Annotated in this window: 21 protein-coding genes, 1 riboswitch and 1 other annotated feature; of the genes, 9 read left to right on the forward strand and 12 right to left on the reverse strand. The window is 42.4% G+C overall.

What is annotated here, in order from left to right; genetic code table 11:
- Nucleotides 1–38 precede the first annotated feature (38 nt).
- A complete protein-coding gene (locus H8Z82_RS06720; RefSeq protein ID WP_019160295.1) occupies nucleotides 39–1,250 on the forward strand; it encodes an IS110 family RNA-guided transposase in 1,212 nt (403 codons plus the stop codon).
- A 300-nt stretch (nucleotides 1,251–1,550) separates the two neighbouring features.
- Nucleotides 1,551–1,626: riboswitch (cyclic di-GMP riboswitch) on the reverse strand.
- Nucleotides 1,627–1,967: 341 nt separating this feature from the next.
- On the opposite strand, the gene mgtE is transcribed toward H8Z82_RS06720, so the two are convergent.
- A complete protein-coding gene (gene mgtE / locus H8Z82_RS06725) occupies nucleotides 1,968–3,362 on the reverse strand; it encodes a magnesium transporter (protein WP_186994659.1) in 1,395 nt (464 codons plus the stop codon).
- A gap of 589 nt (nucleotides 3,363–3,951) precedes the next feature.
- On the opposite strand from mgtE, the gene sdaAB reads away from it, so the two are divergent.
- On the forward strand, nucleotides 3,952–4,620 hold the full coding sequence (sdaAB, locus tag H8Z82_RS06730; RefSeq protein ID WP_186994660.1) for an L-serine ammonia-lyase, iron-sulfur-dependent subunit beta: 669 nt from the start codon (nucleotides 3,952–3,954) through the stop codon (nucleotides 4,618–4,620).
- A 50-nt stretch (nucleotides 4,621–4,670) separates the two neighbouring features.
- Nucleotides 4,671–5,540 carry an L-serine ammonia-lyase, iron-sulfur-dependent, subunit alpha gene (sdaAA, locus tag H8Z82_RS06735; RefSeq protein WP_186994661.1) on the forward strand — a complete coding sequence of 290 codons (870 nt, stop codon included), beginning with the start codon at nucleotides 4,671–4,673 and terminating at the stop codon, nucleotides 5,538–5,540.
- A gap of 130 nt (nucleotides 5,541–5,670) precedes the next feature.
- Here sdaAA and H8Z82_RS06740 read toward each other — a convergent pair whose 3' ends face one another.
- Both H8Z82_RS06740 and H8Z82_RS06745 read right to left on the reverse strand, forming a co-directional pair.
- Entirely contained in the window at nucleotides 5,671–6,306 is a 636-nt protein-coding gene (locus tag H8Z82_RS06740; RefSeq protein WP_186994662.1) for a YczE/YyaS/YitT family protein, read from the reverse strand.
- Nucleotides 6,307–6,433: 127 nt separating this feature from the next.
- Nucleotides 6,434–7,090 (reverse strand): ribonuclease H1 domain-containing protein, encoded by a 657-nt coding sequence (locus tag H8Z82_RS06745; protein WP_186994663.1) that lies wholly within the window; start codon nucleotides 7,088–7,090, stop codon nucleotides 6,434–6,436.
- Between the two features lie 266 nt (nucleotides 7,091–7,356).
- On the opposite strand from H8Z82_RS06745, the gene H8Z82_RS06750 reads away from it, so the two are divergent.
- The 5 genes from H8Z82_RS06750 to H8Z82_RS06770 all read left to right on the forward strand — a co-directional run bounded on the left by H8Z82_RS06750 (nucleotide 7,357) and on the right by H8Z82_RS06770 (nucleotide 13,731).
- A complete protein-coding gene (locus tag H8Z82_RS06750; RefSeq protein ID WP_186994664.1) occupies nucleotides 7,357–8,541 on the forward strand; it encodes an MFS transporter in 1,185 nt (394 codons plus the stop codon).
- A 145-nt stretch (nucleotides 8,542–8,686) separates the two neighbouring features.
- Nucleotides 8,687–8,956 (forward strand) — a binding site (T-box leader).
- 465 nt (nucleotides 8,957–9,421) lie between these two features.
- The gene (ilvB, locus tag H8Z82_RS06755; RefSeq protein ID WP_186994665.1) at nucleotides 9,422–11,140 is read left to right on the forward strand and encodes a biosynthetic-type acetolactate synthase large subunit; all 1,719 of its coding nucleotides are present in this window, start codon (nucleotides 9,422–9,424) and stop codon (nucleotides 11,138–11,140) included.
- 17 nt (nucleotides 11,141–11,157) lie between these two features.
- Nucleotides 11,158–11,667 carry an acetolactate synthase small subunit gene (gene ilvN, locus H8Z82_RS06760; RefSeq protein ID WP_019162659.1) on the forward strand — a complete coding sequence of 170 codons (510 nt, stop codon included), beginning with the start codon at nucleotides 11,158–11,160 and terminating at the stop codon, nucleotides 11,665–11,667.
- Between the two features lie 397 nt (nucleotides 11,668–12,064).
- Nucleotides 12,065–12,697, forward strand: a complete 633-nt coding sequence (locus H8Z82_RS06765; RefSeq protein ID WP_019162660.1) for an ECF transporter S component — start codon at nucleotides 12,065–12,067, stop codon at nucleotides 12,695–12,697.
- Between the two features lie 68 nt (nucleotides 12,698–12,765).
- Entirely contained in the window at nucleotides 12,766–13,731 is a 966-nt protein-coding gene (locus H8Z82_RS06770; protein WP_186994666.1) for a P1 family peptidase, read from the forward strand.
- Nucleotides 13,732–13,783: 52 nt separating this feature from the next.
- On the opposite strand, the gene H8Z82_RS06775 is transcribed toward H8Z82_RS06770, so the two are convergent.
- The 7 genes from H8Z82_RS06775 to H8Z82_RS06805 all read right to left on the reverse strand — a co-directional run bounded on the left by H8Z82_RS06775 (nucleotide 13,784) and on the right by H8Z82_RS06805 (nucleotide 22,850).
- Nucleotides 13,784–15,037, reverse strand: a complete 1,254-nt coding sequence (locus H8Z82_RS06775) for a DNA polymerase Y family protein (protein WP_019162662.1) — start codon at nucleotides 15,035–15,037, stop codon at nucleotides 13,784–13,786.
- Between the two features lie 133 nt (nucleotides 15,038–15,170).
- Nucleotides 15,171–16,739 (reverse strand): glycoside hydrolase family 43 protein, encoded by a 1,569-nt coding sequence (locus H8Z82_RS06780; protein ID WP_186994667.1) that lies wholly within the window; start codon nucleotides 16,737–16,739, stop codon nucleotides 15,171–15,173.
- Between the two features lie 86 nt (nucleotides 16,740–16,825).
- Nucleotides 16,826–17,596 carry a polysaccharide deacetylase family protein gene (locus H8Z82_RS06785; protein WP_186994668.1) on the reverse strand — a complete coding sequence of 257 codons (771 nt, stop codon included), beginning with the start codon at nucleotides 17,594–17,596 and terminating at the stop codon, nucleotides 16,826–16,828.
- Nucleotides 17,597–17,600: 4 nt separating this feature from the next.
- Nucleotides 17,601–19,700 (reverse strand): glycoside hydrolase family 3 C-terminal domain-containing protein, encoded by a 2,100-nt coding sequence (locus H8Z82_RS06790; RefSeq protein WP_186994669.1) that lies wholly within the window; start codon nucleotides 19,698–19,700, stop codon nucleotides 17,601–17,603.
- A gap of 32 nt (nucleotides 19,701–19,732) precedes the next feature.
- Nucleotides 19,733–20,578 (reverse strand): carbohydrate ABC transporter permease, encoded by an 846-nt coding sequence (locus H8Z82_RS06795; protein WP_019162666.1) that lies wholly within the window; start codon nucleotides 20,576–20,578, stop codon nucleotides 19,733–19,735.
- A gap of 12 nt (nucleotides 20,579–20,590) precedes the next feature.
- Nucleotides 20,591–21,478, reverse strand: coding sequence for a carbohydrate ABC transporter permease (locus tag H8Z82_RS06800; protein WP_019162667.1), 888 nt, complete (start codon nucleotides 21,476–21,478; stop codon nucleotides 20,591–20,593).
- Between the two features lie 79 nt (nucleotides 21,479–21,557).
- Nucleotides 21,558–22,850, reverse strand: coding sequence for an ABC transporter substrate-binding protein (locus H8Z82_RS06805; protein ID WP_186994670.1), 1,293 nt, complete (start codon nucleotides 22,848–22,850; stop codon nucleotides 21,558–21,560).
- Between the two features lie 314 nt (nucleotides 22,851–23,164).
- On the opposite strand from H8Z82_RS06805, the gene H8Z82_RS06810 reads away from it, so the two are divergent.
- Nucleotides 23,165–24,055, forward strand: coding sequence for a helix-turn-helix transcriptional regulator (locus H8Z82_RS06810; protein WP_186994671.1), 891 nt, complete (start codon nucleotides 23,165–23,167; stop codon nucleotides 24,053–24,055).
- 41 nt (nucleotides 24,056–24,096) lie between these two features.
- Here the strand turns inward: H8Z82_RS06810 and H8Z82_RS06815 are convergent, their stop codons facing one another.
- Both H8Z82_RS06815 and H8Z82_RS06820 read right to left on the reverse strand, forming a co-directional pair.
- Complete coding sequence (locus H8Z82_RS06815; RefSeq protein WP_186994672.1) at nucleotides 24,097–25,284, reverse strand: serine hydrolase domain-containing protein; 1,188 nt, start codon at nucleotides 25,282–25,284, stop codon at nucleotides 24,097–24,099.
- 67 nt (nucleotides 25,285–25,351) lie between these two features.
- The gene (locus H8Z82_RS06820; protein ID WP_173742168.1) at nucleotides 25,352–26,335 is read right to left on the reverse strand and encodes an AraC family transcriptional regulator; all 984 of its coding nucleotides are present in this window, start codon (nucleotides 26,333–26,335) and stop codon (nucleotides 25,352–25,354) included.
- Nucleotides 26,336–26,341 lie beyond the last annotated feature (6 nt).

Consider the following 26,341-nt stretch of genomic DNA (forward strand, 5'->3'; position numbering starts at 1 on the left):
TTTATCCATTGTAATATTTTTTAAGGAGTGATAAATTTATGAACGCAGTAGGTATCGATGTTTCAAAAGGTAAAAGTATGGTTACAATTCTGAGACCATTTGGGGAGATTGTATCCTCTCCTTTTGAGATTAAGCACACATCCAGTGATATCCATTCACTTATTAAACTTATTCATTCTATCGAAGGTGAATCCCGGGTTGTAATGGAACATACCGGCCGCTACTACGAAGCACTTGCTCACCAGCTTTCAGCAGCAGATCTCTTTGTCAGTGCTGTTAATCCCAAGTTGGTCAAAGATTTTAATAACGATTCTCTTCGCAAAATCAAGTCCGACAAAGCTGATTCTGTCAAGATTGCCCGCTACGCTCTTGACAAATGGCAAAGTCTTGAACCGTATAGTATTACAGATGAATTACGCGCTCAGCTAAAGGTCATGAATCGTCAGTTCCATTTCTATGTGAAACAAAAAACGGCTATGAAAAATAATCTTATTGGCCTCATTGACCAGACCTATCCAAATGCAAATACTTATTTCAATAGTCCCACCCGCAGTGATGGTTCCCAGAAATGGGTTGATTTTGTCTCTACATACTGGCATGTAGATTGCATTCGTAAAATGTCTCTAAACGCTTTTGTTGAACATTATCAGAACTGGTGCAAGCGCAAAAAATATGCCTTCAATAAATCAAAAGCGGAAGAAATTTACACCAAAACAAAGGAACTTGTTCCAGTATTTCCTAAGAATGAAATAACCAAACATATCATCAGACAAGCTATCGATCAGCTCAACAGTACTTCCGTTACTGTCGAAACAATACGCACTCTCATGAACGAGACTGCCTCAAAGCTTCCTGAATACTCAATTGTCATGCAGTTTAAAGGGATTGGTCCATCTCTCGGTCCACAGCTTATGGCTGAGATCGGTGATGTAACCAGATTCACGCATAAAGGAGCCCTTACTGCATTCGCCGGAGTTGATCCTGGGGTAAACGAATCTGGTTCCTATGCACAAAAAAGCGTCCCAACATCCAAACGTGGATCTTCAAATTTAAGAAAGACTCTTTTTCAAGTAATGGATGTTCTTATCAAAACCATGCCTCAGGATGATCCTGTATATCAATTCATGGACAGAAAACGCACCCAGGGTAAGCCTTACTATGTTTATATGACTGCAGGTGCTAATAAATTTCTCAGAATATACTATGGACGAGTGAAAGAATATCTTTCTGTTCTTCCTGATCCAAGCTAATTCAAAACTTTTACTTTCAGACCAGCACTGGTTGTGGTGGCCTTATTTTAATGCCTAATTTTTAACCTGTAAAGTTTTTTAACTTTCTTCAATTTTAGTATTGACTTTTTATTTGCAGGCTGAAGTAACGAGAATGCGACGCGCGGTCATTCAAGCGGATATTCCCAATCCGCTTCGCTACTTGCTCATAACCGAATAACTGCTTATTGCTTTTCTCAATTGAAGCAGGGGACTTACTTGATTCGGTTAAAAAAAGAGAATAATGCCCGCTACAATACAACAAGACATTACTCTCTGTATAAATGTAACTGGCTGCCATTTTACAGGCCCTTTAGTTTTGCGCCGCAGCCTTTCGACTGTTTTGCCGATAGTATCTGTTAAATTATACAGTTGTCGGCACACTGGTTTTATTCACAGATACATTATATATATATATTATATTTTCAATTTCTTATTACTGTTTACCGCTAATATTTCCTGCACCGCTGTTTATTTGTTACTGTTTCCTCCGTTCTCAGTAACGTTTATACGCTTTGTAAACACTAATTGCAATATATTATTTGTATATCCCCTGAATAATGTCAACTGCTATTTCCCTTATTTCACAAAATTTATTCCAGATTGCAAATATCAGACATTGTATTTTTCAAACACGCTTTAAAACAGGTCCAATATCTTATAATCAAAGATAAAGGACCTGTTTTTATTATCTGAAATTCATCCCGCAAACTGCAATATTTCCAATAAAAACAGCCAGCTCAGTCCATAGTAAGTAATTACTGCTACAAGGTCGTTGATCGTAGTGATCAGCGGACCGGATGCAACTGCAGGGTCAATATTGATTTTCTTAAAGAACAGTGGGATACAGGTACCTACTGCACTGGAGATCAACATAGCCAGCAACAGTGCCACACCGATACATCCGGATACTGCATAGGAAAACAGAAGTGTTTTTCCCTTAAACAGGTAAATGTACAATCCTATCAGGATAAAGGACAGAAAACCAAGAAGACTGCCGTTACACAGACCAATTCTCATTTCCTTCCACACCAGTTCCAGCTTTTGTTTTCCTGTCAGGGATTCATCCATGAGGACACGGATTGTTACAGCCAGCGACTGTGTACCCACATTACCTGCCATATCCAGGATCAGTGACTGGAAGCACATAATAATCGGAAGTACAGTTACTACTTTTTCAAAAATTCCTACTACAGAAGAAACAACCATCCCAAGTCCCAGAAGAATAATCAGCCATGGCATACGTTTCTTCATGCTCTCCTTCAATGGCTCTTTCAAATCCTCTTCTGCAGTCAGACCGGCCAGCTTCGCATAATCATCACCCATTTCATCATCAACCAGGTCAATGATACTGGCAGATGTGATAACACCCAGAAGCTGATTATCATTGTCAAGAACCGGAATGGAATCCTCAGAGTAGTCCTTCAGTTCCTCAATACAGTCATCAATGCTCTCCTCCGCATACACATACGGATAAGAGGTCACCACCAGATTTTCAAGCAGATCATCCCGTCTGGCAATGATCAGCTCTTTCAGATTGATCGCTCCGTAAAATTTCTGCTGTTCTGTCACTACAAAAATAGTAGAAATATTGTCATTCTTTGCAGCCTGTTCAATCAGACTGCTCATTGCCTGCTTGACGGTCAGCTTATCTGTGATCACAATATAATTTGTGGTCATGCGGCTTCCGATCTCATCCTCATCAAAGGACGCGATCATTTCCACATCACGGCGAACCTCAGGTTCCAGCAGATCGATCAGTATTTTTTTCTTTGTTTTTTCAACTTTATTTAATACATCGGCCAGAGCATCTGTCTCCATTCTGGATAAAATGGCTGCTGCTTTTTTTACGTCCATTTCATTCAGATACTCTGCTGCATTCTCCTCACCTGTATATTCAAAAATATCAGAAAGCATATCTGTGTCCAGAATACGGTACAGTTTGTATCGCTCCTGTACAGTCAGAACCGGTAATACATCAGCCAGGTCATTCTCATGATAATCCTGCAGTCTGGCTGCCATAACAGCCGGAGATGTGTTGCTGCGGATAATCTTCAGAATTTCTTTTGAATAATCCTGTACTCTTTTTTCCATCACTTTTTCCTCCGTTATTTACATAAAAGTACACAAAAAGAAAGCAGTCTGTTACACTTGTTATGTTTACTGCTACCTTCTCTATACATTTTCCAGCACAACAAATGAGTAAGTTATTTCTGTCATCACTTACTCTTGTTCTCTGTCAAATATGTAATTGCATGATTCGGGGGATTTCATAATACAGGATAAGATATAAAAAGACGTGGTAATATATGACTACAGCAGAACAGAAGGGCTGCTATACTCATATACTCTTTTTATTTCAGATCCTGTGCTACTACTTCGCCCATGAGAATCGCAATTATCCATTCTGTTCCACCTGCCTTTTCTTTAAATTTTCTTAATTATCAATTTAGTCAAGCGGATATTCGCAATCCGCTTCGCTACTTGCTTGATTCGGTTAAAAACTGAAATGCACTGTTATTGTAACCGCACCACACTGAAAAAGCAACCCTGTTTTACTATTTTTACATTAAATTTTGTTAATATTAACGTAATGACAGGTTTGCTTCTTTTGCAGACAAATGTTACAATAAAATCACTTTATCAATACTATATTTCACATATTCACAGGAGAATATTTTTTATGTCATTTATCAGTGCTTTTGATGTAATGGGGCCAAACATGATCGGCCCTTCCAGCTCACATACCGCAGGTGCGGCACGTATTTCCTATCTTGCCCAGAAAATGATTGAAGGACCGTTAAAAAGGGCTGATTTTATTTTATACGGTTCCTTTGCCAGAACCTACCACGGACACGGTACAGACCGTGCTCTGCTTGGGGGCATCATGGGTTTTTCCACAGATGATATGCGCATCCGGAATTCTTATGAGCTTGCGCACGAAAATGGTCTGGAATTTTCTTTTACTCCAAATGAAACAGAAACAGATATCCATCCAAATACTGTAGATATCTGTATGGAAAATGAAAAGGGCCAGAAAATGACTGTCCGTGGAGAATCTCTGGGCGGCGGCAAGGTCCGCATCGTGGAGATCAACCATGTACAGGTAGATTTTACAGGCGAATACAGTGCTGTGATCGTGATTCATCAGGATACCCCGGGGGTTGCGGCTTATATCACAAAATGTCTCAGTGACCGCAGGATCAACATTGCATTTATGCGCCTCTTCCGCGAGGGAAAAGGTGATATTGCCTACACCATCGTAGAATCTGACGGCAGACTTCCGGAGGACATTGTCCCCGTGATCCGTGAAAACCCGAATATTCACGAAGTTATGATCGTACAGATGTAGAGAAAGGAGTGTTACTGTGTACAGGTTAAACAGTAACGAAAATTTTTATTATGGACTTTAAAAATGCACAGGAACTGATCGCACTCTGTGAAGAAAGAAATCTTCCCATCTCAGAGATCATGCGGATCCGTGAAATTGAACTTGGGGAAACAACAGCAGAAACTGTGAAAGAAAAAATGACCAGAGTGCTTGAAATTATGCGGGAAGCTGCACGTTCTCCCATTGAAAAGCCGGTAAAATCCATGGGTGGTCTGATTGGCGGAGAAGCCCGAAAACTCAATATTCACTCTCAGGGAAAAAAGGGACTTTGCGGAGATCTTCTTCAAAAAGCCATCACTTATGCCATGGCAACACTGGAAACCAACGCTTCCATGGGACTGATCGTTGCCTCCCCCACCGCCGGTTCTGCCGGAATCGTTCCCGGACTGATGCTTGCAATGCAGGAACATTATCATTTCTCTGATGACGAAATCATCCGGGCATTATTTAATGCAAGCGCCATTGGATATCTGGCAATGCGAAATGCCACAGTCGCAGGTGCTGTAGGCGGATGCCAGGCTGAGGTTGGTGTTGCTTCTGCCATGGCAGCTTCTGCTGCTGTGGAACTGATGGGCGGTACACCGAAAGAATGTACTTATGCCGCATCTACTGTTCTTATGAATATGCTGGGTCTGGTCTGTGACCCTGTGGGCGGTCTGGTAGAATATCCATGCCAGAACAGAAATGCAGCAGGTGTGGCCAACGCAGTTATCGCTGCTGAGATGGCTCTTGCCGGAATTCATCAGCTGATTCCTCTGGATGAAATGATACAGACTATGTTTACAGTAGGCAGAAAGCTTCCTGCTGAACTGCGTGAAACTGCAATGGGCGGATGTGCTGTCACACCATCTGCATGTGAAGCATGTCATATGTGCAGTTAACCTTCTGATAAACTGCAAAGCAGTTATTCGGTGTAAAGCCACAAAGCATTTTCCAAACACACTGCAGATACAAAAAGACTGTCCCTGTATATACCCATTTTCTTCTGCGTATATACAAGACAGTCTTTTATTATTTATTGCATTTTTCCAGTATTTTAGATGTAAAGTGTGTGTCAAAAAACTGTACAAATGGTCCAAATCCAAATGCACCGACCAGGGTTCCAAGACCTACTATACCACCTGACAGCCAGCATACAAGTGCACTGATTCCATCCGTAAAGACTCGGCACCAGAAATACGGAAACTTTGACCATCTGTCTGCCATGATCAGTGAAATGCTGTCATATGGTGCCACTCCCTGATTAGGCAGCTGATACATAGAAATCCCAAGACTTGCAACAATCACTCCTATACATACTGTCACCACTCTCAGAACCATCTGTTCAGGTGCATTGATCACAGATGTCACAAGATTATAGAAAAATGTAACAAAGTATCCCAGCAGCAACGCATTTACAATTGTCCCCACACCGATCAGTTTTCTTCCCCATATGATTTCTATGACAAAAAATCCCACATTGAGCAAAATCACAAATCGGGGATATTCAATCCCTATACATTCTGCCAGTCCCATAGCCATTCCTGTAAAGGGATCATTTCCAAGCCCTGAAAGCTTAAAGATCGCAACTCCCAGTCCCAGAATAACATTTCCAACAAACATCACAAATACAAACTTCCAGTTTATTTTTTTTATTCGTTCTCTCATTTCCTTTTTCTCCGTAAAATCGATTAATTATATCAAGAAGTAAAGTACTTTACAACAATCTTTCCGGAAATAGCAACCAGAAATATTGTAAAAAAAGCCGCTGTTTTTTATTTTTCCACTAAGATTTTTATATCCGTACTTCTTCATCCATTTTAAGCAATGCACTCTTAGCCACCTGATCCGCTTCTTCATTGTAGTGATTGCCTGTATGGGCTGCGATTTTACAAAAAGAAATCTTTATTTTCTTTCCTGCTTCCTGCATTTGGGCTGCGTATTTGCTGGTCAGTGGTGTTTTGGCTCTCCATACACCTGTTACCCATTTCTCTACCCCTTCATAATCATAGCGGATTTCCACAGCCGGATATTTGTTTTCTATAGCCCAGTTTACTGCAGTCATAGAACCAAGCATCTCCCCTGCCACATTCCGGATGGCAACTCCTGCAGGATCGCTTCCGCTGCCTGATTTGCGGACTTCCTGTCCGTCCGGTGTAAGAATCACACAGCCAAAAGCATATCTGCCAATACTTTTTTCAAAACTTCCGTCCACATAGGCAATGACCATATTTTCAGGTACTTCCACGATTCCTGCCGCCTCTTTTGCTTTATCACCGGATACATTTCCTGCTGTCTCCATGTTCAGAAAAGCCAATGCTTCCTCTTTCTCTGTAAATCCCCGAAACTCAGCTCCTGAATATCCGCTCACTGCCTTCTGGCACTCCGCCCATGTAGCAAAAAGTCCTGTTTTATGTCCCTTGCGTACTGCATATATTTTCTTTTTTGCCATAAACCCTCCTGAATACTCCCTATTGTTAACTCGCATTACTTTACTGTTTTGATTAATACTATATAGTCTTTCTTTCTATCAGGCAAGTTATATAATGAAAATTCCTCAAAAAATCATAATAGTATAGGAATTTACAAAAAAATCAAAAGATAACGAAAGAAAAATAAAAAGATATATGATAAACTGTCTTTGCTGACCGATAAAAACAAATTTATATATGAATTCTATCGGCATCATATATTTCAGATAGGGGGATATCACATCGGATGAAAACAAATTATAACAGAACACTACAGGCCTGTTTTATTGGATATGTAGTGCAGGCTATTGTCAACAACTTTGTTCCGCTACTGTTTCTTACATTCCAGAGCAGTTACGGAATTTCTCTGCAGAAGATTACACTTCTGGTTACTTTTAATTTCGGAATCCAGCTTCTGGTAGATCTGGCATCCATCGGCTTTGTAGACAGAATTGGCTATCGCGCCTCAATGATCCTGGCACATGGGATGGCAGCAGCAGGGCTGATTCTTCTCACTGTATTGCCAGAATATCTGAGTGATCCATTTGCCGGACTTCTCATAGCAGTTATGGTCTATGCCATTGGCGGTGGTTTATTGGAGGTACTGGTAAGCCCTGTTGTGGAAGCCTGCCCTACAGACAATAAGGAGAAAGCAATGAGCCTTCTTCATTCCTTTTACTGCTGGGGACATGTGGGGGTGGTACTTCTTTCTACGTTATTTTTCCGTATTTTCGGTATTTCAAACTGGAAATATATGGCACTTGTATGGGCCTTGATTCCTGTTATAAATGGAATTCTTTTTACCAGGGTCCCATTTGCTCCGTTACTGGATGACGGAGAAAAAGGGATGACGGTGGCAGAGCTTTTTAAGAAAAAAATCTTCTGGATCCTGATGCTGATGATGCTCTGCGCCGGAGCCAGCGAACAGGCTGTAAGCCAGTGGGCCTCTACTCTGGCTGAGAAGAGTTTTGGAATTAACAAGACCATTGGAGATCTGGCAGGTCCTATGGCATTTGCAATTCTCATGGGAAGCTCCAGGGCATTTTACGGAAAATTCGGAGATAAGATCAATCTGGAACGCTTTATGCAGTACAGTGCCATTCTGTGCATGATTTCCTATCTGATGATTGCATTTATCCCTGTACCTACGCTTGGGATTCTTGGCTGTGCAGTCTGCGGTCTATCTGTTGGTATCATGTGGCCGGGAACCTTCAGTATGGCAGCCGCCTCTGTAAAGCGAGGCGGAACAGCTCTATTTGCGCTTCTTGCCCTTGCAGGGGATGTAGGATGTTCTTCCGGACCAACTTACGTGGGGATGATTTCAGGAGTTCTAAACGATAACCTAAAACTTGGCATCTTCGCAGCACTGGTCTTCCCTGCATTGATGATAGCAGGAATTAAGATGATCGGAAGACTGAGAAAATACGATTGAATATATAGTTTCCCTTTTATTATTTATAAAGCTTTACATAATTACTACAAAACCCAGTTGACAATTCCCTCTCTCCAAATGTATAATGTAACCCAAGAAAACATTTGTCCACCCTATCCGGACAATGAATATCTCTATCTATCAGCCAAATGCCATGACAGGGAGGAGTACACAACCCCGGGAAGCACAGAGAGGAAGCGGTCGGTGCGAGCTTTCGTGAACGAATTGTAGAAGTAGCCCTCGAGCAGTGAACCCAACCGCATCTCCCGTCTGATCCACAGATCTGAACAGACATGCCAAGTAGGCTTCAACGTCAGTTCCACGTTACAGGAACACAGTATATCAGTACTGACAAAGTGCAGAGCCAGACTCTGAATACAGGTGGTACCGCGGAAGATTATTTTTCGCCCTGGGCAATAAGCCCGGGGCGTTTTTTACTATATTTAGATATCAAGGGCAAAAGGTCAAAAAGACGTTCGTGCTTGCACGATAAAACTTTTGAACTTGGGACCCGCCAAACATAAGAAAGTAGCGATTTACATAGTAAATCAGCGGATTTCGAATGTTTGAGAATTATCCCGGCAAACCTACCTTCCCCCAGCAGAATCAGCACAGCGCCATTCTGCTCCCCTGTATTTGCCAATGCACAGCTCAGAAATTTATTTGTTTGGTGTGCATTTGCAGGAGTCGTGTAGATCTTAGTGCCTGAAAATCTGCGTTGTTCAGAAAAATCTCACTGTCTGAGCGCAGCGAGTTTGAGATTTTTCTGAACGCTTTTAGTAGATTTTCAGACACTTAGAGTTCCTAGGCTCCGAAACCGCACCCGAAAACAAATAAATTTCCGAGCGTACCTATACCATACAAAAAGGAGGTCCCCCATATGAAACAAATATCCGGCAACAAACTCTTAGTCAAAGCCTTAAAAGAAGAAGGCGTAGAATACCTCTTCGGCTACCCCGGAGCCTGTACCATCGACATCAGTGATGAACTCTACAAACAGGACGACGTCAAAATTATCCTCCCCCGTCACGAACAGGCCCTTGTCCACGAAGCAGACGCCTACGCCAGAACCACCGGAAAAGTCGGTGTATGTCTGGTAACCAGCGGCCCCGGCGCAACCAACCTTGTAACAGGACTTGCAACCGCCAACTATGACAGCGTACCTCTTGTATGCTTCACCGGACAGGTAGCCCGCCACCTGATCGGCAACGATGCATTCCAGGAAGTAGACATCGTAGGAATCACCAGAAGCATCACCAAATACGGCGTTACTGTCCGCAAACGTGAAGACCTTGGAAGAATTATCAAAGAAGCCTTCTATATTGCCCGCACTGGCCGTCCGGGACCTGTCCTCATCGACCTTCCAAAGGACGTCATGGCAGAACTTGGCAGCGCAGAATATCCTAAAAATGTAAACATCCGCGGTTACAAACCAAACACAGATGTCCACATCGGCCAGCTCAAACGTGCCATCAAACTTTTAAATAAAGCAAAACGTCCCTTATTCCTGGCCGGCGGCGGTGTAGTAATCTCCCGCGCCCACGAAATCTTCCGTGAAGTAGTAGAAAAAACAAAGGTACCAGTTGTCACAACTGTAATGGGAAAAGGCTCCCTCCCTACAGACCACCCGCTCTATATCGGAAATCTTGGTATGCATGGTGCCTATGCAGCAAACATGGCAGTCAGCAACTGCGATGTGCTTTTCTCCATCGGAACCCGATTCAATGACCGAATCACCGGAAAGCTTCATGAATTTGCACCACATGCCCAGATTATCCACATTGACATTGATACTGCATCCATTTCCAGAAATATTCAGGTGGATATCCCCATTGTTGCTGATGCAAAAGAAGCTATCACAAAGATGAGTGAATATGTACAGGAATGTCCTACCGGCAAATGGCTTGAGCAAATCCAGGCATGGAAAGAAGAACATCCGTTGAAAATGCGTCCAAACGATATGTTAAGTCCCATGGATATTCTGAAAGAGATCAATGAACAGTTTGAAAACAGCATTATCGTAACAGATGTAGGACAGCATCAGATGCTTGTTTCCCAGTATGCTGAAATCACAGAGGGTAAGCAGATGATCATGTCCGGTGGTCTGGGAACCATGGGCTATGGCCTTCCGGGCGGTATCGGAGCCAAAATCGGAAATCCTGACAGACCGGTCATCGTTATCTCAGGTGACGGCGGTGTACAGATGAACATTCAGGAGCTTGCAACTGCAGTTCTGGAAGAGCTTCCTGTTATACTGTGTATCTTTAACAATGAATATCTTGGAATGGTACGCCAGTGGCAGAAGCTTTTCTACGGCAAGCGCTATGCCATGACCAACCTGCGTGCAGGAGCACTTTCCCGCCGCACTGAAGGTATGGAATATCCACAGTACACCCCGGATTTCATTAAACTTGCAGAGAGCTACAGAGCAAAGGGAATCCGTGTCACAAAGAAAGAGGAAATTGCGGCAGCCTTTGAGGAAGCCAAAAAGAATACAAAGGCACCTACAGTAATCGAATTCATCATTGACCCTGAGGAAATGGTTTATCCTATGATCAAACCAGGCGGAACTCTGGAAGATATGATTATGGACTGTTGATCAGGAGGAATATTATTATGGATAAAGGAATGAAAAAAAGATGGATTTCTCTCTATGTTGAGAACCAGGTAGGTGTTCTGTCCAAAATTTCCGGTCTTTTTTCCGGAAAATGTTATAACCTGGACAGTCTTACAGTAGGAACAACAGAAGACCCTACCGTATCCCGAATGACGATCGCAACTGTCAGTGATGACGAAACTTTTGAACAGATTAAAAAGCAGTTAAACCGTATGATTGAGGTGATTAAGGTTATTGACTTCACCGACGTATTTGTCCGCATGAAGGAGATTCTGTATATTAAGGTTTTCAACTGCTCCAAAGAAGATAAGGTTGAGCTATTTCAGATTGCCGAAACCTTCAAAGCAAAGGTCATTGACTACGGCAAAGACAGCCTGCTTCTGGAATTTGTCCAGACAGCAACCAAGAATGATGCAGTAGTGAAACTAATCAAGGAAGAATTCCACAGAATTGAAGTGGTGCGTGGAGGAAGTGTAGGAATTGAGTCTATCAGTATGATGGAACGTTAAATCTCACTATCAATCATTTCTTACAGGATATAGAGTTACTGTTCACTCCGTTCACAGTAACTCTATATCCTGTATTTATTTTCAAACATGCTATAAAACATTGCAGTTTTTTATCAAATGTGTTATTGTTTACGGGAGCGTTATTCGGAAGAAAATGCATCTGTTTTCCACATCTGGCAGTCTGGTGGAGCAAATCATCCACTTTGCAGTCTGGTTAAATTTGTGAGGCGACCTGTAAGGCGTCTACACACTGGAAATTTTTACCGGAAGATATTTCTTATTTCATATCTTTTTATTCTGATGCAGATTTTTCAAAACGCTTAATCCCCATACTCTAAACTGTCTGAAAAGCAGGGGACGCATTGCGCCGTTTTATCAGACCAAAAGGAGAATTTATATGAACGCAACAACTACAACAACAAACGTAGCAAAAAAGAGTAACACTCTTTACATGGTAGAACTGGCTATGATGATTGCCATTATTCTGCTCATGTCCTTTACCCCGCTGGGTTACCTTCGTACTCCCGGCTTATCCATCACTCTTCTCACCATCCCGGTAGCTGTAGGTGCCATTATTCTTGGACCGAAGGGCGGAGCTGTATGTGGATTTACTTTCGGTGCAACCAGCTTCTATATGGCTGTTACAGGAAGTTCTGCTTTCGCAGCTGCACTTTTTAATATCAGCCCGGCAGCAACCTTTATTGTATGTATCGTGGCACGTGTACTGGAAGGATGGATCACTGGACTTATTTTTGCAGCATTACATAAATCACCGGCGAAGAAATTTTCCTATTACATTGCTTCACTGGCATGTCCGTTACTGAATACCTTCTTCTTCATGGGCTTTTTATGTCTCTTCTTCTACAACACTGATTATATTCAGGGTATTGTTTCCACCCTTGGTGTAAGTAATCCGATTGTCTTTGTGGCAGCCTTTGTAGGAGTTCAGGGACTGATTGAGGCAGGTTTCTGCTTTGTAGTGGGAAGTATTGTTTCCAAGGCACTTTCTGTAGCACTGAAACGTGCATAATATTTAATAAAAAGTCCCTGATTACATTGTCACTGTAGTCAGGGATTTTTTATCAGAAGGAGATTTTTATGTCATTACTAAAAGAGATTTCTATTACAGAGTTTACAAATTTACGCATCGGTCATGCCTCGAATCATGACGGGCAGACCGGTGTAACTGTTCTTTACTTTCCACAGGGAGCAAAGGTGGGATGTGATATCAGCGGCGGTGGTCCTGCCTCCAGGGAAACACCTCTCACCTCTCCTGTCACCGCCGACAATCCCATCAACGCTATTGTATTATCCGGCGGATCTGCCTATGGACTGGCTGCCGCTGACGGTGTGATGAACTATCTGGAATCACAGAATATAGGTTATAACACCGGTGCAGCGCTGGTTCCCCTTGTGTGTCAATCCTGTATCTATGACCTTTCCTACGGAAACCCTAAAGTACGCCCAACTGCAAAAATGGGCGAGGAAGCCTGCCGTCAGGCATTTTCCGGAACAGATACCAGAACCGGAAATATCGGTGCAGGTACCGGTGCAACTGTGGGAAAACTCTACGGCATGAAACAATCCATGAAATCCGGGCTTGGGATTGCCGCTGTATCTGCCGGTGATTTCCAGATGGCTGCAGTGGTAATTGTCAATGCAATAGGGGATATTTTTAATCCGAAAAATGGCCAGAAAATTGCCGGACTAAAAACACCTGACAGAAAAGACTTTCTAGACAGTGTCCAGGAATTATACCGTTTTATGACACCTCACGATCAGTTTACCGGCAACACCACCATCGGGGCAGTGATCACCAATGGGGCATTTTCAAAAGCTGAGCTGAACAAAATTGCCTCTATGACCCGCTGTGCCTATGCCAGATGCATCAATCCTGTAGCAACTATGGCAGATGGCGATTCCATCTATGCAGCAAGCATTGGTGATGTTTCTGTGGATATTAACATGGCCGGAACCCTTGCTGCAGAAGTCATGGCACAGGCTATCCAGAATGCCATCCATACCTCTCAGATTCCGGATGAAGAATTTCTGAAATATGTATAGCAATCCACTATAAAAGCGCAGAGATTATACTTTTTTCTCTGCGCTTCTATTATTATTCTTTCCTGTCTTCATTTTTCATTTGTGCTTTTGCCTTTCGCCCGATCCGTGCACTGCTGTTCATAATACTGGCTCGGGTAATCTTATCATTTCCAAATTTCATACGTATCTCATCCATGGCTGCATCCAGCTTTCTGCGGCGTTCTTTTGTTTCTGTATTTTCAAACAGTGACATCTGTTCAAAGGAACCGTCCGTAAGACCGGTCAGTGCCACACCGATCAGGCGCAGAGGCTGTCCTTTCCAGAATTCTGTAAAAAGCCTGGTCGCATTTGCATAAATTTCATCTGTAAGATCTGTAGCATTTTCCAGCTTTGTCTGATGAGAACGGTTTCGGAAATCTAATGTCCGGAAAGTAACAGAAATACATCTACACTTCTTTCCTTTTCTGCGCATTCTGGTGGCCAGAACATCACACTGTTCCAACAAAATGGGCAACACCTGTTCTGTGGAAGTAATATCATCGTTAAAAGTAGTTTCTACACTGAAGCCCTTTGCCTCATCCGGTACTGCCTTTACAGTTGAATGATCGATGCCTCTGGCATATTGCCAGAGCTGGTGTCCCGGCTTTTCCCCCAGCCAGCACTGCACATTGGCTTCCCGTTCTCTCGCCAAATCACCGATAGTACGGATTCCCTGATTCAGAAGCTTCTGCTCGGAAGCTTTTCCCAGAAACAGCAGGTTACGAATAGGAAGGGGCCACATTTTCTCCGGAATTTCATCTGGGAACAAAGTGTGTACTCTGTCCGGCTTCTGAAAATCCGATGCCATCTTTGCCAGCAGCTTATTGGTAGAAATTCCCACATTTACTGTAAATCCCAGCTCTCTGTGAATTTTATCTTTCAGCTCATAAGCTGCAGCCACAGGATCAGGATAGATCAGAGAAGTACCCGTCATATCCAGAAACACTTCATCAATGGAAAAGGATTCCATCACAGGTGCAAAAGAAGCACAGATGGACTTAAATGCCCGGGAACATTTATCGTATAATTCAAAATCACTGGGAACGATCACCAGATTGGGACATTTCCGAAGAGCCATGGCTACGGGCTCGCCGGTCTGGATCCCGTATTTTTTTGCAGGGATAGATTTGGCAACCACGATACCTGTCCGTTTCTTTGGATTTCCTCCTACGCAGGAGGGAATTTCCCTGAGATCCGGCAGTCCCTGGCTCACCCTTCTGGCTGATTCCCAGGAAAGAAATGCACTGTTTACATCAATATGAAAAATTAGCCGTTCCGTACTTTTCACTGTTCTGCCTCCTCTGCTCCTGCCGCTTAATCATAAGTCAAGCGGATATTTGCAATCCGCTTCGCTACTTACTTTTATCTTAACACAAACGCAAAGGCAGAACAACCAATTGCCGGAATCATCAGAATGATTGTTACTTTACCGTAAATCTGCAAAACTGTGCACAGCCTGTACTCTGTTTCTGTTCAGAGTGTACATACATTCCCACTGTACAGCCGGTAAAACCGCCTGCCGCTTCTGTACACATATGGCTGATATCCACCTCCCTGATTATACATTGTGATTTTTCTTCCGTCTCAGGCCAAATCAGCCATACCTGCGCCAGGCTTTGGTCTACGCTCAATCTCAGGGTCTGCATACCTCTTTTCTCTGTTTTCTTTTCTGCAAGTATTTTCTCTGTTCCATTGATACATACTGTGACATAGATATAGCCGTCTGCCCCCACTTCTCCATATTCTGCCAGAAGATAATTCTGAGAATTCTGAAGATAGGCAATTCCGGCTCTGTCACCTTTTTCTCCTGCTTTTAACAAAAACTCCGTCTCTGCCTGAAATCTATGGTGCTTTTGTCTCACCGCAACATACGAAGGACTTCCATTATCCCCAATTGCCACAGCTTTTGCAGGAAGTTTTAAACATTCTTCCTGTTCATCTATTGTATAAGCATTCGGCTGGGGATTTCTGAGCATCATAAAATCCAGTGGAAGCTTTTTATCTGTCATATTTTTGAAACTGTAATTTCTGACTTCATTCAGTTCTCCGGGCATAGAGTTATCCTTCTCACCAGGCAGACAGATTTCCTTTTCCAGCATTCCTACTCCCGGGTTTACCACCGGCCAGTCATCCTCCCACTCTACCTTTGCCAGAAAAGTCTCTCTTCCCAGAAATGTCTTTCCGTCCACAGGTCTGCAGCCCAGAACAACCATAAACCAGTTTCCCTGTTCATCCTCAGTCAAATCGCAATGTCCTACACAGGTAATCTCCGCATTTTTTCCCAAATGTCTGTGCGTCAGGATCGGATTTGTCCCTGCATATTCATAGGGACCAAAAATATTTTTACTCCTGGCCACCATTTCACTGTGATGCTCCGCTGTTCCACCTTCTGCATGAAAAATATAGTAATAACCATTTCTTTTATAAAGATGAGGACCCTCCGGCCAGATTGCATTTCTCTGGAATCCATATAAAACAGGATGCGCCTCCCCTTCTAGCCTGAAAGTCTGCAAATCCAGCTTCTGTATCCATATTTCGCAATCACCATTGTACCTGCCGCCACGGGAATTTTCTCTCTGTCCGATATAATAACAGGTTCCATCCTCATCAAAGAATAAGCTAGGATCGATTCCCCTGGCATTTTCCAAAAAATGAGGTTCTGACCATGGACCCTGGGGATTTTTTGCAGTTACTATAAAATTTCCACCGCCAGATACATTAGTAGTGATCAGATAAAAAGTTCCCTCATGCCACCGAAGTGTAGGAGCATAAATCCCCTCATTATGTTCACAGCCCTGTAAGGGCAGCTGGCTCTCCCGTGTCAATATATTGCCAATCTGCTCCCATTGTGCCAGATTTCTGCTGCGAAATACAGGAATTCCCGGAAAATATGCAAAAGTAGATGTAACCAGATAAAACCACTCTCCCACCCTGCATATAGACGGATCCGGATAAAAGCCACTTAAAATCGGATTTTTACAAGTTATCATAGATTATTTCCTCCCGTAAATCAAATATGATGTCTGTAGACTCTCTTATATGCTTTTCAGCAAACCCTATATCAGTGAATGCCAGATCACAAAATCTGGCACTCTCCATTTATTTTACAATATATTTTTATTTTTGATAAATTTTCTGCATGAGAACATTCTGCATTGAATATCAGGTTTCTGGCTGCATTCATATAATTCACATAATCTATATTAGTGGTATACCACACATTCTCATGGCCTGAAATCTCTCTGCAGAAGCTTTCCATTTGCTCCCATGTCTGTTCCCGGTCAAACTCAAAGCTGTGTCCCCATACATAGAGAAGAGGAAGCTTCTGATAATCCGGTTTATGCAAAAACTTTTCTGCAATTCCCCTGAATGCATCATTGTGATGACAGGACGGAGTCCACCTCATAAAATCCTCCGGAATGCGGAAATTTCCTGTAGACTCCACGGTCCTGCTGTATGCAAACCCAAGATTCTTCAGAGTATGAATGACCCTTTCGTCATATTCTCCAAATGCATAAGAACATCCCCTGATAATCCTTCCCGTTTCTCTCTCCAGACTGCATCTGTCCTGATAAAATTCCTGAACCAGCCTTTCCTGCGAAAGATGTGTGGGATACTCATGTGCAACACCATGGCAGGCAATTTCATGTCCCTGATATAAACTTTTCAGTTCTTGTGTTTTTATAAATCCCTCTGTATCCAAAGTCCCTGAGTTCAGATGAAATGTTGCTTTCAAATTATATTTATTAAAAATATCAACCAGTCTTCTATCAAAAATCTGGCCATCATCATAACTGAATGTAACTGCCCGGTCTTTCCACTGCGGATAAAACAATTCAAATTTCATAGACTCAGTCTTCTTTCTCCCAGATTATCTTTACAGGTGCTGTTCCGGTAAGCTCTATACTTCTTTCATCCGGCTGGCTGCAGCCTGCAAAAATCTCATATTTCCTGCCATCCTCTACACGTTTTCCATTTTCATCTACCACTGTAAATGCCTTTTCCCAGACAGGAACCATAACTTTTCTGCGTTCTCCTGCTTTTACAAAAATTCTCTGGAATCCTCCCAGTGCAGGATTTGGAATTGCATTTTTACTGTCAAGATTTTTTACATAAACCTGAACAACATCCTCCGTATCTGCATTACCCTTATTATATACTTCTGCCTCTACTGTTATCTGCCGTCCGCACTGTCTTACCTCTGCATTTTCTACTTTTACATTACTGTAGGTAAGTCCATATCCAAAGGGGAACTGTGCTTTTCCTTCCATATAACGATAGGTTCTGCCTTTCATGGAATAATCTGTAAATTCCGGAAGTTCTTCAAGGCTCTCATAAAAGGTAACCGGAAGTTTGCCGGATGGGGAGTTTTCCCCAAACAGAATTTTTGCTGCCGCTTTTCCGCCCTGGCTTCCCGGATACCACAGAACCATAACTGCATCAAATTTCTCTGCTGCATAGCTCATATCAATATCACTTCCTGCCATCAGACAGAGAACCACCGGTTTTCCGGAACCAGCCATTGCTTCCATTAAATCAATCTGAGACTGAGGAAGCTTCAGGCTCTCTTTGTCTCCGGATGCATAGCTGTTTCCGGTATCTCCTTCTTCACCTTCCAGTGTCTCATCCAGACCTACACAAAGAATCACCACATCACTGTTTTCTGCAACGATCTTAGCTTCCGCAAGACGATCTCTGCTGAATGCCAGAGGTTCTGTCCTGTCTCTAAACAACTCGCTTCCTACAGAACTAAGAATTCTCACATCCTCACCTACATAATCCTGGATTCCCTCCTGGATTGTAATATATCTGGATGCAGTTCCATGGTAGTTTCCAATCAAAGCCTTTCTGCTGTCTGCATTAGGTCCCACAATTCCGATTGTTTTGATATTCTCTTTTTTTAATGGAAGAATTCCATTATTCTTCAAAAGTACAAAGCTCTTCGCTGCTGCTTTCTCTGCTGCTGCCAGATGTTCTGCTGATTCTACTTCCATATAGGAAATATCATCATATTCACTGCCATCAAATAACCCAAGAAGATATCTGGTAGTAAAAAGTCTTACTGCTGATTCCGTAATCCTTTCCTCTGTGACAAGCCCCTTTTCATATGCTTTCATAATATGAAGATATGTATTTCCACAGTTCAGATCGCAGCCATTATTAATGGCAAGTGCTGCTGACTCATAAGCCGTATTAGTCACCATATGATGTTCATGGAAATCTCTGATCGCCCAGCAGTCTGATACAAAATGTCCCTGGAACTTCCAGTCATCTCTCAGTTTTTTCTGCAGAGCAGGGCTTCCACAGCAGGGTTCTCCATTTGTGCGGTTATATGCTCCCATAACTGCCTCTACATCAGCCTCCTCTACCAGGCTTTCAAATGCAGGCAGATAAGTTTCCTCCATATCTTTTGCAGATGCCTTTGCATCAAACTCATGTCTGATCGCTTCCGGTCCGGAATGCACTGCAAAATGCTTTGCACATGCCGCAGCTTTCATAGTTTCTCCATTACCCTGAAGAGCTTTTACAAAAGCTACTCCAAGCTCTTTGGTCAGATACGGATCTTCCCCGTAAGTTTCATGGCCTCTGCCCCATCTCGGATCACGGAAAATATTTACGTTGGGAGACCAGAATGTCAGTCCTTTATAGATATCTCTGTCCTCTTCACTGGAATATGCATTGTATTTTGCACGTCCTTCTGTTGCTACAATATCTGCCATCTCAGCTACGCAATCTCTGTCAAATGTAGCAGCCATGCCAATTGCCTGCGGAAATACAGTTGCCTGTCCTGCCCTGGCTACCCCGTGAAGTCCTTCATTCCACCAATTATAAGCCGGGACACCAAGTCTCTTTATAGCCGGCGCATCATATTTTAACTGACTGGCTTTTTCTTCCAATGTCATTTTGGATACCAGTTCCTGCGCTTTCTTTCTTGCCTCGTCTCTGTTCATACAAGCCTCCTTTTACACATTCCTTTCATACATCATCCTTTTACAGCACCTGTAGTCAGACCTTCTACGATCTGATTACTGAACAGGCAGTATACAATAACGGTAGGTGCGATTGCGATAATGATCGCCGCGAACATCTGTACATAGTTGGTAGCATATGGTCCTACGAAATATGTAAGTGTTACAGGCAGTGTTTTCTTTACCGGGTCTGAGATAAATACCATAGCCAGCAACAGTTCATTCCAGTTACCAACAAATGTCATAAGACCGGAAACAAAGAATCCTGTTCTGCAAAGTGGAAGTGCGATTCTGAAAAAACATCCGTAAATTCCACATCCGTCAATGGCTGCTGCCTCAAATAATTCTCCAGGCATAGATTTGAAAAATCCTGTCAGAAGGAAAATAGTCATCGGAAGGGAAAACGTAATATACGGGATCATCAGACCTACTCTTGAGTTAGTCAATCCCAGCCCTGCAAAACGTACGAACAGCGGAATCAGGATACAATGTACCGGAACCATCATTCCGATCAGGAAAAATGTGTGTGCTGCTTCTGATAATTTCCAACGCATTCTCGCAATGGCAAATGCTGCCATAGCTCCGAAAAACAAACTAACCAAAAGTGTAACACCACAGACCAGTACTGAGTTTACAAGCGCAGTTCCAAGCTTACCCATTGTCCATGCCTGCTGATAATTTTCCCAGTGGAATACTTCAGGCAAAGCAAATGGCGCTGCCATTACACCTGCATTATCTTTTAACGAAACACTTAACATCCACAAAAGTGGAGCCACATAAATCACAGCAAGTATAATAAGAAATAGATATAAAATTACTGTAACAGGCTTTACCGGTTTTTTTGATTTTTTTGTCTGCATCTCTGATACCTCCTAGCCCTCGTAAGTTTCAACTTTGATTACTTTTTTGACCAACAATGTTACGATCAGGCACATAACCAGTAAGACTACAGAAATCGCACTGGCATATCCGTATTTGAAATAATTAAAGCCTTCTGCATAAAGTTCTGTTGCAAGTACCTCGGTTCTGTGGTTTGGTCCACCCTGTGTCATGTTATATACAAGGTCAAAGAATTTAAGTGAACCAATACAGTTCAACGAAAGTGAAGTTACCATCATTGGTTTGATCAGTGGAAGTGTAATATAACGGAATGACTGTGTCTTTGATGCACCGTCTATATAGGAAGCTTCATATATATCTCTGGAAATTCCTGTGATCTGAGCCATATAAAGCATCATATTCTGTCCAACATACTGCCATAGGGCAACAAACGCGATCACCCACATGGGAAGTACAATAAAACCTTTGGAATCCATCAGCCAAAGAGGGCCTTTGATTCCGAACTGTGCCAGCAGATTATTGATACCGATCTTTGGGTTAAACATAAATGCCCACAAAAGACCTAAGGCTGCTGATGAAAGAACAGATGGAAGATAATAAATATTTTTGAAAAGGTTTCTGCCTTTTTTAATATTGGTAAGCATAACTGCAAGACCAAGGCCGATCACCTGCTGAGTGATGGCAGAAAAGATCATGAAAAAAATAGAGTTCTTTAACGCAATTTTAAATGTAGCATCTTTGAAAAATAACTTTTTATAGTTTGCCAATCCGCTAAATTTAGGCGGTGTCAGTGCCGCGTAATCACATAAAGAATAGTAGACCATCTGCACCATTGGGATAACCAGTACCAGAACAAACATGATCAGTGCCGGTGCGATAAATATGAAAATAGCCTTCTTATTACGTAAAATTTTATCCATAACTGCCTCCATTTAAAAACTGCTGCGGAACTTTTTTCTTCCGCAGCAGCCATGTAAATTCTGTACTATCTATCCACAATTATTCCCAGACGTTTTCTTCATAGAAATCCTGTACTGTCTGGAAGGCTTCTTCCGGAGTCTGGTTTCCAAGGAATATATCAACCATTGCATTGTCGAAGCAGTCACCGGCTTCTACAGATGCCAGAGATTCATTGTAGAATCCAAAAGTACCAGTTGCTTTGTCCATGATATCCTGCACATATTTCAGCTGTGCAGGAGCTTTGTCATAGTCAATGTCAAGATCTTTGATGATCGGGAATTTTCCTGCTATTTCTGCTGTATATTTCTGTGCTTCTTCATCTGTAAACATCTTCATCAGTGCGATTGCTGCATCCTGATGCTCTGTTGTAGAGCTCATCAGTAAGTTGTCTGTTTTAACGATCATACGGTTCGGATCATTTGCTCCGTCGATTCCAGGGAACTGGAATACACCGCATTTGCTCTGGAAATCAGGATTATTACCATTGATCTGAGCAATAGCCCATGATCCCTGTACCAGCATTGCTGCATCTCCATTGTAGAAGTTTGCTGTAGCCTGATCATTGGAGTCACCTGCTGCTGTTTCCTGGAAATACTGAGATAACTCTTTTAATTTCTCACCTGCTGCAATACAGTTATCGTCTGTCCAGTTTGCTGTATGATCTGCGATTGCCTGAAGATCTACACCTGAACGGTCACAAAGATAACCTGCGATCATTGACAGGCACCATGCAGTTCCTGCGGAACAGGAGATTGGTGTAATACCAGCATCCTGCAGTTTCTTACATACATCAATCAGTTCATCATAGGTAGTCGGAACTTCTACTCCGGCCTTCTCAAAAAGCTCTGTATTATAGTATACACAGGCAGCTGCGAAGTTTGTTGGAACTGCCATGATCTTTCCATCATAAGTCAGTCTGTCAAAGATTCCATCTGTAAATGTTGCATACCAGTCTTTTTCCTGATTTTCAAGAATGTCTGTCAGGTCTGCTGCTGCTCCTGCATTTACATATACATCCATGTTCGGTCCCGGGTTGCAGATATATACATCCGGTGTCTGTCCTGCTGCGATCAGGGCATTTAATTTTCCGTCATATTCTTCCAGATTTGTTGTGATCGGTGTTACATGGTATTTCCCTTCATATTCTGTATTGAAGCGATCAATAACATCTTTGTATCCTTTGGAAACCAGATCCTCTGTAGCTTCCAGATCATCCCAGAACATCCATGTGATTTCCTCTGTGTCATCTGCATATGCAGGCACTGCTACTGCCATGGTTCCCGCTACCATAGCTGCTGAAAGCAATACTGAAAGTAATCTCTTCTTGTTCATTTTTTAATCCTCCTTTTGATTCATTGCCTCGTTTCTTGATGGTTTTACTATAGCAGAATGTCCTGTGATTGGCTCCATAATTCTTGTCATGTTGCTATCAATTCTTGCTATTTATCTACTACTATTTTCTTCAATATGTCAATTTTAATAGATTTTTATATTCTTTTTTATATATTTTGACATATGTTTTTATTATTTCAATTTTTTCAATGTTATATATTGCCATTTACACATGTTTTTGATACATTATATACACAAACATTAAAAATCAACATTTGCTATCAAAAGCAATAATTAGGTGTAAAGGAGTCCATATGATCCATAATTTACAGGGAATTCATGAAACCGTTGATTACAAAGCAGATACCCAGATATGTCTTTATTACAATGATGAAGCCGAAAACTATCCTCCTCACTGGCACCCTTCTTTCGAAGTGATCATGCCTGTTATCAATGACTACCGGGTAGTCTGCGGTTATAACGATTATCATATCAAAGAAGGAGAAATTCTTGTTATATGTCCCTGTATGCTCCACGAGCTCTTTGCTCCGGCAACAGGAGAAAGGATTATTTTTCAGCCCGGCCTGAGCCACATCAAGCTAAAAGAACTAGATCTGATCACTCCACTCCTCAGTCCCGCCATTCTGATCACCAGGGAAGAATATCCACAGGTCTATGAACACATCCACAGTCTTATGTTAGAAATCAAGGATGAATATATGAATTTTACCACCTATTCCGAAATTTCCATCATTGCAAAATTCCTGGAAATCCTTGTGGATATTGGCAGGAATCACAAAGCTTTTCATCAGCAGGACGGAGACCGTGATATTCACCATCAGAAAGAATATATGGAAAAATTTCTGTTTATCACCGACTATATCAGCAACCATTTTTCTGAAAACCTTACTCTGGAGGATGTTGCCAGTCTGGCAGGGTTCAGCAAATATCACTTTGCCCGCCTTTTTAAACAATATACTAATTCCTCCTTCTACAAATTTCTGAACCAGAAAAGAATTGAATACGCAAAATCTCTTTTGCTAGATCCGGAGCTTGCTGTTACCGAAGTGGCAGTGCAATCAGGCTTTTCCAGCCTGTCTGCCTTTTTACGGATGTTCAAACAATTAAATCTGTGTACTCCCACAGAATTCCGCAGTATGTATGATTCACAATTCCAAAAAACACCTGCTTCCGGGAAAAAGTAATCCCGGAAGCAGGTGTCTGTATTTTCTGCTTTGCAGCAAATTCACCCCAGACATTCACTGATAACTACATTTCGCAGTTTTCTGGTCAGAGGAAAGGTTCCTGCATCTTTTTTTTGCATACCCATGAGAATGGTCATGTCTTCCTTGGGGAAATTGGCAAAATACATGCCAAGCCACCCATCCCAGCCGTATTCACCTTCCCTGGCAAACATAACAGCCTGTGACGGATTTTTGCAGACACGCATCAGGTTACCATAGCTGAAACCATCCAGTCCGATCCACTGGTCAAAATCCTGTTGTCTCACAGGCAAGAGCTGTCCGCTGCACATATAGCGCAGGGTTTCAGGCTTAAGGATCTCCTGTTTTCCTGCTCTTCCCCCATTTCTCAGCATTCTGGCAAATTTCATATAATCATCCAATGTGGACACCAATCCTGCACCGCCGGCCTCGTATGCCGGTGGTTTTACCATATCATTTCTCACAGCCAGATTGTTACCTGTATAAAGCTGCATGCTTTTACTTCCATCCTCAGCTGTGACTGTCTCATAAGCCTTTGCCAGACGGCTTTGTTTTTCAGCAGGCACCCAGAATGCAGTGTCCTTCATTTCCAGAGGAGCAAAGAGCTCATCCTGCATAAATTCCGACAGTTTTTTCTCTGAGATCACTTCGATCACAGCTCCCAAAACATCTGCGGAGGTTCCATATCTCCATCCGTTTCCCGGTTCAAAGGCCAGTGGACACCGGGCCAGTCTGTCTGCCAGTTCCCGGGTAGTCATGGGCTTATCTGTATCCAGACGGTCACAGGCTTCTGCAAATACCGTATCCACTGCTTTTCCCGGCTCCGTACAATCATCCGGATAAACCAGCCCTGATGTCATATTTAGCAGGTCAATGATCCTGAGAGGCTGCTTTGCAGGGCTGGTTCCATGAATATCTGCTGTTTTCAATTCCGAATATGAAGGCAGATACTCGGATACAAACTCCCCTGGATCCAAAAGTCCTCTTTCCATCAAGATCATAGCACATGCTGCTGTCACAGGCTTTGTCTGAGAATAGAGACGGAATATGGTATCTCTGGAAATTAATCTGCGATTTTCTCTGTCAGCCATCCCCTCCTCACAATAGAGGAGCTCTTCTCCTCCTTTTTCTACCAGAAGATTCACTCCCATCACTTCACAATGATCCACCGCCTGTTTCATTACCTTACTGATTTTCTCTTTTATATCCATGTCATAATACCTCGTTTCTGATTTTTATGGTTCACTTTTTTCTTGTATTCAGATATTTTTTCTTCTGCTACAGTCTTACCTGTGCCTGCTGCCTGTTTTCCTCCCTGAAAGCCCTGGGAGTCATATGATATCTTTCCTTAAATACCCGGTGAAAATAACTGTTATTCTCGTATCCCACTGCTGCAATAATGTCACTGATGGCCAGATCTGTGTCACACATCAGCTCTACGGATTTATTCAGACGTTTCCTTTGAAGCAGTTCCTTGAAATTAAAGCCTGTGGTTTTCTTGATCATCTTGCTAAGCACATGCATGGGCAAATGAAGCAGTTCACACAGCTCAGTGAGAGTTGCAGTTTTATATTTCTGTTCTATGTAATCCAAGGTTGTCATGGAAATCATGTTTTCGTACTGATTTGGCACACGCATTTCCACATACTGTACAGAATCCACCAGATACAGAAAAATCAGTCCCATAGTTGTCTGATTAATCCGGTTATTTTCCCCTTTTCCTGTCACCAGAGAATAGATCATATTTTCCAGCAGATTCTGGATCTGCAGAACCTCTGAAACTTTAAAATACAGGTATTGTCCTCTCTCCTCATCCTGCCGGAGAATATTTACCAGAAAATCTGCCAGTACATTGTTTCGCCCTGTCATGGAATAGGCCACATCAAAAAATTCCGGAAGAATCATAAAATTAATGGCAATATCATTCTCCCCTGCAGGCAAAAGCTCATGTCTGGTATACTGGTTGAGAAACAAAAGTTCACCTTTTCCAACCACTACTTTCTTGCCGTCTATTATATTGGTAACAGAGCCTTCACATACATAAAGCACCTCAATAAAATTATGTCTGTGAGCAGGAAAATGAACAAACCGGGTATGGGTCCGTACAGTAATCAGCTTTCCCTCATCCAGCATCTTTCTGCTGTCTACAATGAAATCCCTGCCTGAGGTGTATAGCTCCTTATCCACTTCTGCACTGCCATCCAGGATTTTCTGTTCTTCCTCTGTGATTTTCTTTAAATGATCTAATAATTCCTGTTGCATAGATTT

The sequence above is a fragment of the Blautia difficilis genome (genome assembly GCF_014297245.1).
Taxonomy (GTDB): Bacteria; Bacillota; Clostridia; order Lachnospirales; family Lachnospiraceae; genus Blautia_A; species Blautia_A difficilis.

Excerpts from the sequence above, each read along its gene's own strand:
- H8Z82_RS06720 (WP_019160295.1), top strand. The coding sequence starts at position 39 with ATGAACGCAGTAGGTATCGATGTTTCAAAAGGTAAAAGTATGGTTACA.
- mgtE (WP_186994659.1), bottom strand. The coding sequence starts at position 3,362 with ATGGAAAAAAGAGTACAGGATTATTCAAAAGAAATTCTGAAGATTATC.
- sdaAB (WP_186994660.1), top strand. The coding sequence starts at position 3,952 with ATGTCATTTATCAGTGCTTTTGATGTAATGGGGCCAAACATGATCGGC.
- sdaAA (WP_186994661.1), top strand. The coding sequence starts at position 4,671 with ATGGACTTTAAAAATGCACAGGAACTGATCGCACTCTGTGAAGAAAGA.
- H8Z82_RS06740 (WP_186994662.1), bottom strand. The coding sequence starts at position 6,306 with ATGAGAGAACGAATAAAAAAAATAAACTGGAAGTTTGTATTTGTGATG.
- H8Z82_RS06745 (WP_186994663.1), bottom strand. The coding sequence starts at position 7,090 with ATGGCAAAAAAGAAAATATATGCAGTACGCAAGGGACATAAAACAGGA.
- H8Z82_RS06750 (WP_186994664.1), top strand. The coding sequence starts at position 7,357 with ATGAAAACAAATTATAACAGAACACTACAGGCCTGTTTTATTGGATAT.
- ilvB (WP_186994665.1), top strand. The coding sequence starts at position 9,422 with ATGAAACAAATATCCGGCAACAAACTCTTAGTCAAAGCCTTAAAAGAA.
- ilvN (WP_019162659.1), top strand. The coding sequence starts at position 11,158 with ATGGATAAAGGAATGAAAAAAAGATGGATTTCTCTCTATGTTGAGAAC.
- H8Z82_RS06765 (WP_019162660.1), top strand. The coding sequence starts at position 12,065 with ATGAACGCAACAACTACAACAACAAACGTAGCAAAAAAGAGTAACACT.
- H8Z82_RS06770 (WP_186994666.1), top strand. The coding sequence starts at position 12,766 with ATGTCATTACTAAAAGAGATTTCTATTACAGAGTTTACAAATTTACGC.
- H8Z82_RS06780 (WP_186994667.1), bottom strand. The coding sequence starts at position 16,739 with ATGATAACTTGTAAAAATCCGATTTTAAGTGGCTTTTATCCGGATCCG.
- H8Z82_RS06785 (WP_186994668.1), bottom strand. The coding sequence starts at position 17,596 with ATGAAATTTGAATTGTTTTATCCGCAGTGGAAAGACCGGGCAGTTACA.
- H8Z82_RS06790 (WP_186994669.1), bottom strand. The coding sequence starts at position 19,700 with ATGAACAGAGACGAGGCAAGAAAGAAAGCGCAGGAACTGGTATCCAAA.
- H8Z82_RS06795 (WP_019162666.1), bottom strand. The coding sequence starts at position 20,578 with ATGCAGACAAAAAAATCAAAAAAACCGGTAAAGCCTGTTACAGTAATT.
- H8Z82_RS06800 (WP_019162667.1), bottom strand. The coding sequence starts at position 21,478 with ATGGATAAAATTTTACGTAATAAGAAGGCTATTTTCATATTTATCGCA.
- H8Z82_RS06805 (WP_186994670.1), bottom strand. The coding sequence starts at position 22,850 with ATGAACAAGAAGAGATTACTTTCAGTATTGCTTTCAGCAGCTATGGTA.
- H8Z82_RS06810 (WP_186994671.1), top strand. The coding sequence starts at position 23,165 with ATGATCCATAATTTACAGGGAATTCATGAAACCGTTGATTACAAAGCA.
- H8Z82_RS06815 (WP_186994672.1), bottom strand. The coding sequence starts at position 25,284 with ATGGATATAAAAGAGAAAATCAGTAAGGTAATGAAACAGGCGGTGGAT.
- H8Z82_RS06820 (WP_173742168.1), bottom strand. The coding sequence starts at position 26,335 with ATGCAACAGGAATTATTAGATCATTTAAAGAAAATCACAGAGGAAGAA.